The sequence below is a fragment of the Neptunomonas sp. ABH4_499 genome, assembly GCF_056160565.1.
This window is the reverse complement of sequence record NZ_JBSWXK010000028.1, coordinates 1-8,201: the sequence shown is the minus strand read 5'-3', so window position 1 is coordinate 8,201 and position 8,201 is coordinate 1. Positions and strand designations below refer to the sequence as shown.

The 8,201-nt window shown below is 43.3% G+C and carries 15 protein-coding genes; 12 read left to right on the top strand and 3 right to left on the bottom strand.

Going from position 1 to position 8,201, the window contains the following annotated elements:
- The first annotated feature begins 187 nt into the window (after window positions 1-187).
- The 5 genes from ACXAF9_RS17910 to ACXAF9_RS17890 all read left to right on the top strand — a co-directional run bounded on the left by ACXAF9_RS17910 (window position 188) and on the right by ACXAF9_RS17890 (window position 2,172).
- The gene (locus ACXAF9_RS17910) at window positions 188-577 is read left to right on the top strand and encodes a hypothetical protein (RefSeq protein WP_475076690.1); all 390 of its coding nucleotides are present in this window, start codon (window positions 188-190) and stop codon (window positions 575-577) included.
- A gap of 127 nt (window positions 578-704) precedes the next feature.
- On the top strand, window positions 705-1,028 hold the full coding sequence (locus ACXAF9_RS17905) for a hypothetical protein (RefSeq protein WP_475076686.1): 324 nt from the start codon (window positions 705-707) through the stop codon (window positions 1,026-1,028).
- A gap of 103 nt (window positions 1,029-1,131) precedes the next feature.
- On the top strand, window positions 1,132-1,536 hold the full coding sequence (locus ACXAF9_RS17900; protein WP_475076683.1) for a DUF1801 domain-containing protein: 405 nt from the start codon (window positions 1,132-1,134) through the stop codon (window positions 1,534-1,536).
- A gap of 88 nt (window positions 1,537-1,624) precedes the next feature.
- On the top strand, window positions 1,625-1,882 hold the full coding sequence (locus ACXAF9_RS17895; protein ID WP_475076681.1) for a type II toxin-antitoxin system Phd/YefM family antitoxin: 258 nt from the start codon (window positions 1,625-1,627) through the stop codon (window positions 1,880-1,882).
- A complete protein-coding gene (locus ACXAF9_RS17890) occupies window positions 1,870-2,172 on the top strand; it encodes a type II toxin-antitoxin system RelE/ParE family toxin (protein WP_475076677.1) in 303 nt (100 codons plus the stop codon). The genes ACXAF9_RS17895 and ACXAF9_RS17890 overlap by 13 nt, the downstream gene beginning before the upstream one ends.
- 241 nt (window positions 2,173-2,413) lie before the next feature.
- On the opposite strand, the gene ACXAF9_RS17885 is transcribed toward ACXAF9_RS17890, so the two are convergent.
- From ACXAF9_RS17885 to ACXAF9_RS17875, 3 genes are read right to left on the bottom strand one after another with little or no spacing between them, the layout of a single operon-like run.
- Complete coding sequence (locus ACXAF9_RS17885; protein ID WP_475076673.1) at window positions 2,414-2,587, bottom strand: YrhK family protein; 174 nt, start codon at window positions 2,585-2,587, stop codon at window positions 2,414-2,416.
- Between the two features lie 18 nt (window positions 2,588-2,605).
- Complete coding sequence (locus ACXAF9_RS17880; protein WP_475076671.1) at window positions 2,606-3,061, bottom strand: carboxymuconolactone decarboxylase family protein; 456 nt, start codon at window positions 3,059-3,061, stop codon at window positions 2,606-2,608.
- 47 nt (window positions 3,062-3,108) lie between these two features.
- Window positions 3,109-3,933 carry a helix-turn-helix domain-containing protein gene (locus tag ACXAF9_RS17875; RefSeq protein WP_475076668.1) on the bottom strand — a complete coding sequence of 275 codons (825 nt, stop codon included), beginning with the start codon at window positions 3,931-3,933 and terminating at the stop codon, window positions 3,109-3,111.
- Between the two features lie 436 nt (window positions 3,934-4,369).
- Here ACXAF9_RS17875 and ACXAF9_RS17870 point away from each other — a divergent pair, with 436 nt between their 5' ends.
- From ACXAF9_RS17870 to ACXAF9_RS17840, 7 genes are all read left to right on the top strand, one after another.
- Window positions 4,370-4,696, top strand: a complete 327-nt coding sequence (locus ACXAF9_RS17870; protein WP_475076665.1) for a low molecular weight protein tyrosine phosphatase family protein — start codon at window positions 4,370-4,372, stop codon at window positions 4,694-4,696.
- A 64-nt stretch (window positions 4,697-4,760) separates the two neighbouring features.
- Window positions 4,761-5,051 (top strand): YciI family protein, encoded by a 291-nt coding sequence (locus ACXAF9_RS17865; protein ID WP_475076663.1) that lies wholly within the window; start codon window positions 4,761-4,763, stop codon window positions 5,049-5,051.
- A gap of 14 nt (window positions 5,052-5,065) precedes the next feature.
- The gene (locus ACXAF9_RS17860; protein ID WP_475076662.1) at window positions 5,066-5,326 is read left to right on the top strand and encodes a hypothetical protein; all 261 of its coding nucleotides are present in this window, start codon (window positions 5,066-5,068) and stop codon (window positions 5,324-5,326) included.
- 108 nt (window positions 5,327-5,434) lie between these two features.
- Window positions 5,435-5,842, top strand: coding sequence for a GFA family protein (locus ACXAF9_RS17855; protein ID WP_475076660.1), 408 nt, complete (start codon window positions 5,435-5,437; stop codon window positions 5,840-5,842).
- 149 nt (window positions 5,843-5,991) lie between these two features.
- On the top strand, window positions 5,992-6,477 hold the full coding sequence (locus ACXAF9_RS17850; protein ID WP_475076658.1) for a DUF4265 domain-containing protein: 486 nt from the start codon (window positions 5,992-5,994) through the stop codon (window positions 6,475-6,477).
- An 801-nt stretch (window positions 6,478-7,278) separates the two neighbouring features.
- Window positions 7,279-7,680 (top strand): hypothetical protein, encoded by a 402-nt coding sequence (locus ACXAF9_RS17845; protein ID WP_475076656.1) that lies wholly within the window; start codon window positions 7,279-7,281, stop codon window positions 7,678-7,680.
- Between the two features lie 13 nt (window positions 7,681-7,693).
- Window positions 7,694-8,128, top strand: coding sequence for a hypothetical protein (locus ACXAF9_RS17840; RefSeq protein WP_475076654.1), 435 nt, complete (start codon window positions 7,694-7,696; stop codon window positions 8,126-8,128).
- Window positions 8,129-8,201 lie beyond the last annotated feature (73 nt).

Below are 8,201 nucleotides of genomic sequence, written 5' to 3'. Positions count from 1 at the left end.
GAGGCTAACTTTAAGGAAAGCAGCCTCATGAGAGCGCTCGTGCGGCGATATAAAATGTGTTTGAATACATCAAAAGTGAGCCCGAAAAAAACTTTTTTTAGGCGTTAAAGAATATGAAGGAGGACTGTGGGATGGAGTATTATCGTGTTAAATGTCTAATCCGACAGTCTCGTTAAGTGTCATGACTATGGGTGTTATAGAAGAATTTTGGAGTATCGCTGAAGCAGCAACGAAGAAAATCAATGAAACTTATAATGCTCCAGATGTAATTCCATATGGCATTTGCATACTAGATCTAATCGAAAGAAATCCGGACAAAAGGAGTCAGTTTGCAGACGCATTTTTCCAGTTGTTTATCGGCCCTCCTAGGTACGAAGAAGCTCTAATTGAGTTTTGTATGCATGTTCTTCGGTGGCCTGAAGTAAAGACAAGATTTGAGGCTCTCAGCCGCGAAGCAATTGAGAAAGAAGATTGGAATAACATTAACCCTCTTCAGCATATACTTGAGGCATTTGAAGACGACTGGGAAGATGCATCAGACTTTTATGTGGAGTATTTTGGTGAACAAAACATTTAACAAGCGCTCAAGAATACTCCACGTGCTGAAGCTGGCTCCGCTGAACTGCCAAAGCTGCGCATGGCCAGTCCCATAGAAACGCGTTATTTCACGAGGCATCAAGTAGATGAAGCTAATCGGAAGTAGAATGGATATTGACTTTCGCGAAGAGTTACTTCGATCAAACGATACGCTCCAAGAGCCTGACTCTAAACTTCGGAAGGCATTAGCTGATCAAGGCCATGATACTAAAAATGCATATGTACTTCATTGGACTCCTGAGCAACTCGAAGACGTACACACCGTATTAATAGATGGCTCATATCTAGTTGACGTAGAAATTGCCAAGTACGACAACTCCAAGCTACCCATAGTAAAGAGAAGTGAGTTAAAGCTCTACCTGAAGGGGTTAAGTAAAATGAATCAAGTTAGGTTGGCTGTAGCCAAGGACTTAGCAGGTGCAAAAACATAACAAGGGCAAGGACAAGCGTTCCTATGAGGTGGGGCCTCCGTTTTAGCGCTTCGCGCTTACAATAAGGCCGCTGTTAAAAACGTTTTGCGAGTAGGTGGTTCCAGTGAACAAGATAGTCAAAGAACGTTTCGATGAATATCCGGAAAATGCTCGTATTAGGTTGGAGGAGCTACGAAATCTAGTCTTTCAAATAGCATCTGAGTTGGATCTTGGTGAAGTCGATGAAACTCTAAAATGGGGTGCACCAAGCTACAGTGTAAAAACAGGCAGCCCGTTAAGAATGGACTGGAAGCTGAAATCTCCCAACAATTATTATCTGTTCTTTCATTGCCAAACCAAGTTAATCGATACATTTCGAGAATTATATGATGAAGAGCTGGTGTTTCAGGGAAACAGAGCAATAGTTCTGTCTTTATCGAAAGCGTTACCAGAAGCAGTAATCAAGTCCTGTTTAGAGTTAGCTTTAACCTATCAGCAGCGTAAGCATTTGCCTCTTTTGGGTGCGTGAAAAATTCCCATACAAGGCTGTCATGGAGCTTGCTATACCCAAAGTGATAGAATAGTATCACTTTGGGTATTCCTCTGGAGCAGCTCTCATGAAAGTAGAACTAGTTACATCACTTAAACGCCAAGCAACCAAGATCCTCGCCGATCTCCACCACACTAAAGAACCAGTGCTAATTACTGAGCATGGTAAGCCATCTGCGTATCTAGTTGATGTTGATGATTACGAGTTTATGCAAAATCGTTTGGCTATTCTTGAGGGGATCGCACGAGGTGAACGGGCACTAGCTGACGGTAAAGCGGTAAGTCATGATGAAGCCAAGGACAAAATGTCAAAATGGCTGAAATAATCTGGACTGAGCCAGCGTTATCTGATCTCAACGATATCGCAGAATATATCGCACTTGAAAATATTGTTGCTGCAAAGCAGTTAGTACAAACGATCTTCTCCAAAGTCGAACGACTACAAACTTTCCCAGAGTCAGGTCGTATTCCACCCGAACTAGAGCATTTAAGTTATCGTGAAGTTGTCGTTAATCCATGTCGTATTTTCTATAAGCAAGACGGTGACAAGGTGTGTATTCTGTTTGTTATGCGTGCTGAGAGAGAGTTGCGTAAGTTCCTGTTGAGTAAGCAGTAACCTTTGGGAATGAGCTGAGCTGCTAACAAGTGACTGTGGTGTTTAGTGAATAGTTAGCAGCTGCTTTATTAGGCCATATTTGTTTTTTCACTGTGCTTAGGGCTGCGATCATCTTCAAAACACTCAGTGGCGAATAAGCAATAACTCTTATCCGCGACCATCCCCACATATCAAGCAGAAATCGCTTCTTGGTGTTGTAGCACTCACAGCTTAAAGGATGCTATATCCGCAGCAGAAATTATCAATCCGCTTTTACTAAACCACTCACCTCGATAAACATTAACGCCGAACCCAGCATAAACAACCACACGCTTATCGTGGCGTAGTTGGCGAATGTGGGTAGAAACATCATGCTTCCGAAAAAGAACGCCAAACTTGAGAGTGTGCCCAGTAGACTAAATGTCTTTTTCATCATGCTAGTCCTCGCGTGCGGTTATCGTTTTATATCGGGTTGAAATTGTAAAGCGACTGAGATTCGATTCCAGCTGTTGATGGCCAGAATATGCCTTGTCAGGTCCAGTAAAGCATCTTCGCCCAACGTATCGAGCACCCCAAGGTACGTGTCGTTCGGAATACCCGCAGGGTTTAAGCGGGTTAGGGCTTCTGTCCATTCTAGGGCGGCTTGTTCTTGCTTGGTAAAACAGTCGAGCTCTCGCCATGCTGGCAGCACATCTAATAAAGATTGTTGCACTCCATCTTTACGCGCTTCATCCGCGTGCATGTGTTGGCAGAAACCACAATTGTTGATTTGCGAGGCTCTCAGTTGCACAAGGTGAACCAGTTCGGGCTTAAGCGCCGAATCAGCCGGGATTTCACCCATGGCCATCAGTTGGTCAACTAACGCAGGTACTTTCTGATAAAAGCGTGATTGGGGGAGTCGTTCTTTCATGTCTTCAATTTCCTGTTATCTAAGGGAAATTGAATCTTATAAACCGCTTAACACTTCGTATTGGAAATGTGCGCCAATTTGCGTTCTTTGTAGGTGAGGGGTGTTTCACCGACATGTTCTTTTAAAAAATTGGTGAAGTGAGGTTGATCGTAAAATCCACAGCTTAGCGCAATATCTGTGATGCTATGGCTGTTACGAATCAGCATCTCTCTGGCCCGCCTGATTTTAGCGCTGTTCAGTAATTGCAGCGGCGTTAAGCCAAACTTATGCCGGATATGCCGTTCGAGTGTACGCCGAGACATCCCTTTACTGGCTGACAACTCGATGGGCGAAACGAGAGAGTGATTGACGTGCCCTATCAGCTCCCGAATATGACCCACATGCTTGGGTAGGTCGCTTATGCCTTGTTGCAGCCATGTCTGGATGGCTTGAAGCTGGTCTTCTAATGCTAATGTGGGTAATTCATCCATCAGCCGTTGAAAGTGGCTATCACGTGTTGAAACAAGGGAGTGAAGATCAATCTCCTGATCGGTGAGTTCGCTAACAGGGAGCTTCAAGAGCGCCCAAGCGCCACCGGGTTTAAAGCGGATACTGATACGTAACTTGGACAGTTGCCAAGAATATCGCAGAACGGAGTTGTTCTGTAAAAAGTAGGCTTCAGCGCTATTAGGCCCGATCTGAAAAGTGAGGCTAGAGCCTGCATCGGGGTAAAATTTTTCGAGGATTTCTACGCTATCACTTGTACTGCAGAAAGCAGGTAAGACACAGATGCATTGCACCCAATCTGCAAGCTGATAATTGGGTTGCAACACCTGTAGCGGTACCCACTCAAAGCTGGCAGCGGGGATAATTTGATCGAACAGAGTATCCATCTGATTGGGCGCGTAAATAGACGATATTCAGATGCCTTTGTGTTGCTTGTCAATCTTTCTGGGGTGGGGGATGTCGGTAACAAGTGTGACATCGTAAGTGTTACTTTGGAGTGTTTCCTACCGCCATCGAAAAACACGACGCTGCGCGCTTGGTTACTTCTTAGAAGTAGCACGCTTAGGTTCATGAAGTTGCTCGTTTTTATTTTGGATAAACGCTGTTTTAGTATTAGAATCAGTTGGTTAAATATATGCACAGGGAAGATATCGAGCCAAGGTTGGCAGAAAAATGCGCATGCGCGTTTTTGTCTTAATTACTGTTTGTTACTTTTCTGAAAAAATTTAAAAATTCAAAGTGTAAAGCGATTTTCTGACTTTTAGGTAAGGAATGATATCGCGTATGCACATGAATACAATGTTACATATCGCCAGGAATCTGATGAATCTACTATTCGTTTGCAGTGAAAATAGGTTGAGAAGCCCTACCGGAGAAGAAGTATTCTCCAAATACCTAGGGATAAACGCTATTGGTGCGGGCACAAACTCGGATGCAGAAACCGTAGTCAGTGGTGATCTTGTCGAGTGGGCTGATGTCATCCTTGTGATGGAAAAAAGTCATAGAAATAAAGTGTCTAAAAAATTCAAAGATTTGCTCAAAGGGAAAAAGTTGGTCTGCTTAGATATCCCTGACAATTACGACCGTATGCAGCCAGAGTTAGTTCGACTTTTAGAGTCTAAGGTGGCAAGGCATGTTCGGCTCACCTAAAATATGTAACAAGCGCAACCACGCCGTCAGATATCTATGATTTGTAATACAGAAAGAGGTTGTTTTGTTTGTAGTTTCAATAACATATATCAAGCCGCTTGATGTGATTGATAATTTCATCAAAGAGCACGTAGAGTATTTAAATACACATTACAAGCTAGGGCATTTCCAATTGTCCGGCCGGAAAGTCCCGCGCACGGGTGGAGTTATCCTAGCTACAGTTGAAAGTAGAGCTAAATTAGATCAAATACTCTCAAAAGATCCATTTTTTCGAGAAAATTTAGCGAACTACGAAGTGATAGAGTTTGCGCCTACAATGTCTTCAAAGGCGCTAGAACTTCTTGTTGATGCTTAGGCATATAACAACACATGGAAAGTAAAAAGGTGCCAAAGATCTTGCTCTACATAGGAATAATGATGATCACGTATTCAGTCATTATGTACTTGGCTGAATTTCTGCCTGTTGATTTTGTGGCTTTCTTTAAAGGACTGCTTTCTGGGCCTCAGTCTAACGAACCCTATTCAAAAATAGTTGGGGTTAACTCTTTGCCTACCAACCAGGGATACGCTCTGATTGCCGGCATTGTATGTGTTGCAGCAAGCAAGCTTATACCAATCATCAAGGCATAGGGGCAGCGAGGTGCAACCTTGGTGCAAGCCTACGCTGTACTAGCTACATGACCTAAGCTTGCTCGCTGTACAATTAAACTCAGCTTTTAAACAGGGATGATGCAGGAAATGACTAAGGCATTCAAAGGTTCTTGTTTGTGCGGTGAGATTCGGTTTTCTGTGAGTGGCTTCAGTGAAAAAGCCGCTAACTGTTATTGCTCAATGTGTCGTAAATTTCATGGGGCGGCTTTTGGGACTTTGGTCGCTGTGCAAGGGCTGCAGTGGCTTTCAGGTGAACCACTGCTCAAAGAGTTTGTTGCGCCTAACGGTACTGTCCGAACCTTCTGTTCATGTTGTGGCTCCAGTTTGGGTTTCCGCGTTAAGGGCGCACCCCAAGAGGATATTGAACTGGCGATCTCTCTGTTCGACGAGGATATACCGGTAAACATCGATGCCCAAATCTACACCGCGTACAAGGCAAACTGGTGCTCTTTAGACCCGGAACTACCTTCATACACAGAGGGGCGTGAAGGCTAACGACTCTTACACATAACTCTTCTGAAGTGACTCCTGCAAGGTAGGATTCACGCTATCCCATTACGATCAATAAAGGCGGTAAGTTGATCTTTGATCTGTGCCTTTTATCATTGAAGACTTTGTATTGCGGCGCTAGGTAAGGACTTGAAATGAGCAACGATGAGCTAGAGAAGGTGTATATCGATCTTCCCAATCACTGGGCGATTGGCGGTGAGTCTCTTTGGGCGACCCCTTTGGGTAATGATCTCTATCGGATTGAGAATGTTCCGTTCTTTGCTTATGGGCTTAATTTTCTGGATGTCGTCTTAGCCACATCGGATTCTGATCAACTCAAGCCAGAAATACGCAAACTAGTGGAGCCCAGCGGGCATAGAACGTATCGAGTCCTTTTCCATAAAGATACTTCACGTGACAAGCAAGAAGAGCTCCTGGAAACGCTTGAACCGTACAAAGCTACATTTGAGAGAGCGGACGGAAATCATGTTGCCGTGGATATCAAACCCGATGGCGACCACATCGCGATTTTCGATCAGCTTGATGAGTACGAACAAGCAGGCTTTTTGTCGTTTGAAACATGCGAAGCCAGAGTTGAAGGGAGTTTCGATGATGCGCCGGATGACGAAGAAAATGCCTAACCTATAACTTTTATGATGTGAAACTCATGTAGATGGATATGTATTGATGTTTCGAAACATGAAGGGCTTAGTTGGCTTAATTGTGTTCTTGCATTTACCTGGATGCACCGGAAATCCCAGTGTCAAAACAACGCCGCAAGATACAAACACATGTGACTTAATCCAAGCGGCGATTAACTTTGATGAGCTGCAGCCCTTTTATCACATCGACCGCTTTCCGAATCGAATCCCGCTAACGATCAATCTCGTTAATCACGCGGTTAGCTGTCCTAGCTTAGAAAAGTTTGGTGAGCCAGTGATCATTTTAGATGGTGAGTCTGTTTCTAGGATGGAGCACGATGCTGTGATAAAAATCGATCTGAAAAAGGTTACGCCAAACAGAGCTGATCTTGCGCTTTGGTACCCAGTCGAGGGTGTTTTGGCGCACCTGCGATTTGAGATTATTGAGTCTCGGTGGGTTGTGACTGATTCTCGTTTGTTTGAAAGGTAGTCATGACGAAGACTGTCTTCACTTTCACCGCTTTGCTTTATCACGAATTCTAGTCTTGCGCTCTTCCATACAAGATTTCGCTGAGTGATCTGCTCAAAGGCGAGAGCGGTAATTAAATATGGGTTTAATTGTTACGTCAGAAGCAATCGCGGATTCAGGGAGGAAATAACCTTTAGTGCATGTTAAAGGAGACACCTATGTCTGTTTTAAGGTTCGTAAAAAGTTGAAAACATGCCTACAAAATATGATTTTACTTTTTAGCAAGGAAAGCTTTACTATTGTGCTGCTAAACACTAGGAAATACATTAGCTATGGAAGGTTTGACATCATCAAATGATGCTTTAACACTGAGGTTATCCAGTGGGAAAGCTTCCCATCAAGATATTACTAATTTAGAACAGATCTACTGTCTCTTAGTTGGTAGTGATGTTCAGTCAAATGACTCAATCTGTTTTGTGTTTAAATTTAGGAATGAATTATGGGTTGTTCCTGAATCGAGACAGTATAGACAGCTGAAAGATGCTTTATCGAAAGAAGTATATAAGGACAGGACTCTTGTAGCTAAAATTGATTATTTACCATTCTCTTGGCGGAGAAATAAGCTCTTGCTAGGAATGGAAGGCGACTTGGCTATTAAAGACATTTCTAAGTTTTCTGAAATTGAAGGTGAAATGTCGATATTGAGTGACTGCACGTTAGATAGTGTTTTCTAAATAGGAAAAGATAATGGATTATATAGACGAACAAGGAATGTGTTTGCCTTTGCCTGCTTCCTCGGCAGATGAGGGTATTGATTTTCTAGAAAGTATCGCTGCCGGAAATCTTGGTGCTGGTGCAAGGATGACATCCCAAGGGAAAAGCATTCCTCAAATAAGAGCTGAATATAAAATTCTTATCGAAAGGTTTGAACAAGACCTGATGAATAAGAAGGCGATGGGCTTGTCATCGAAAGAGTTAGCGCGGTGGGCGGTTAACGAGCGTACTCGCATAGCCAAATTGATGAGAAGAAAGCAAGGTCTAGAGGCTAAGATCATTCTTGATCTAAGAGATGTTAATAAATATGGCCTTGGCGGTAGATCATATGACAATCTCGAAAAAAGATTAGTTGCTAAAGGTGTTGCTGCTACTGAAGTGCATAACGAGTTAATGAGTCGTCCCTGAAAAACACCCTTTACCCACGGACCAAACTCAGGCTCTGTGCGTTCTTTTCTCTTCTTTCCAATAACCCGATCAA

What these genes read in the sequence shown, in the direction of transcription:
- ACXAF9_RS17880 (WP_475076671.1), bottom strand. Translation starts at nt 3,061, where the DNA reads ATGAAAGAACGACTCCCCCAATCACGCTTTTATCAGAAAGTACCTGCG.
- ACXAF9_RS17855 (WP_475076660.1), top strand. Translation starts at nt 5,435, where the DNA reads ATGACTAAGGCATTCAAAGGTTCTTGTTTGTGCGGTGAGATTCGGTTT.
- ACXAF9_RS17850 (WP_475076658.1), top strand. Translation starts at nt 5,992, where the DNA reads ATGAGCAACGATGAGCTAGAGAAGGTGTATATCGATCTTCCCAATCAC.
- ACXAF9_RS17870 (WP_475076665.1), top strand. Translation starts at nt 4,370, where the DNA reads ATGAATCTACTATTCGTTTGCAGTGAAAATAGGTTGAGAAGCCCTACC.
- ACXAF9_RS17875 (WP_475076668.1), bottom strand. Translation starts at nt 3,933, where the DNA reads ATGGATACTCTGTTCGATCAAATTATCCCCGCTGCCAGCTTTGAGTGG.
- ACXAF9_RS17905 (WP_475076686.1), top strand. Translation starts at nt 705, where the DNA reads ATGGATATTGACTTTCGCGAAGAGTTACTTCGATCAAACGATACGCTC.
- ACXAF9_RS17885 (WP_475076673.1), bottom strand. Translation starts at nt 2,587, where the DNA reads ATGATGAAAAAGACATTTAGTCTACTGGGCACACTCTCAAGTTTGGCG.
- ACXAF9_RS17860 (WP_475076662.1), top strand. Translation starts at nt 5,066, where the DNA reads ATGGAAAGTAAAAAGGTGCCAAAGATCTTGCTCTACATAGGAATAATG.
- ACXAF9_RS17895 (WP_475076681.1), top strand. Translation starts at nt 1,625, where the DNA reads ATGAAAGTAGAACTAGTTACATCACTTAAACGCCAAGCAACCAAGATC.
- ACXAF9_RS17840 (WP_475076654.1), top strand. Translation starts at nt 7,694, where the DNA reads ATGGATTATATAGACGAACAAGGAATGTGTTTGCCTTTGCCTGCTTCC.
- ACXAF9_RS17910 (WP_475076690.1), top strand. Translation starts at nt 188, where the DNA reads ATGGGTGTTATAGAAGAATTTTGGAGTATCGCTGAAGCAGCAACGAAG.
- ACXAF9_RS17845 (WP_475076656.1), top strand. Translation starts at nt 7,279, where the DNA reads ATGGAAGGTTTGACATCATCAAATGATGCTTTAACACTGAGGTTATCC.
- ACXAF9_RS17890 (WP_475076677.1), top strand. Translation starts at nt 1,870, where the DNA reads ATGGCTGAAATAATCTGGACTGAGCCAGCGTTATCTGATCTCAACGAT.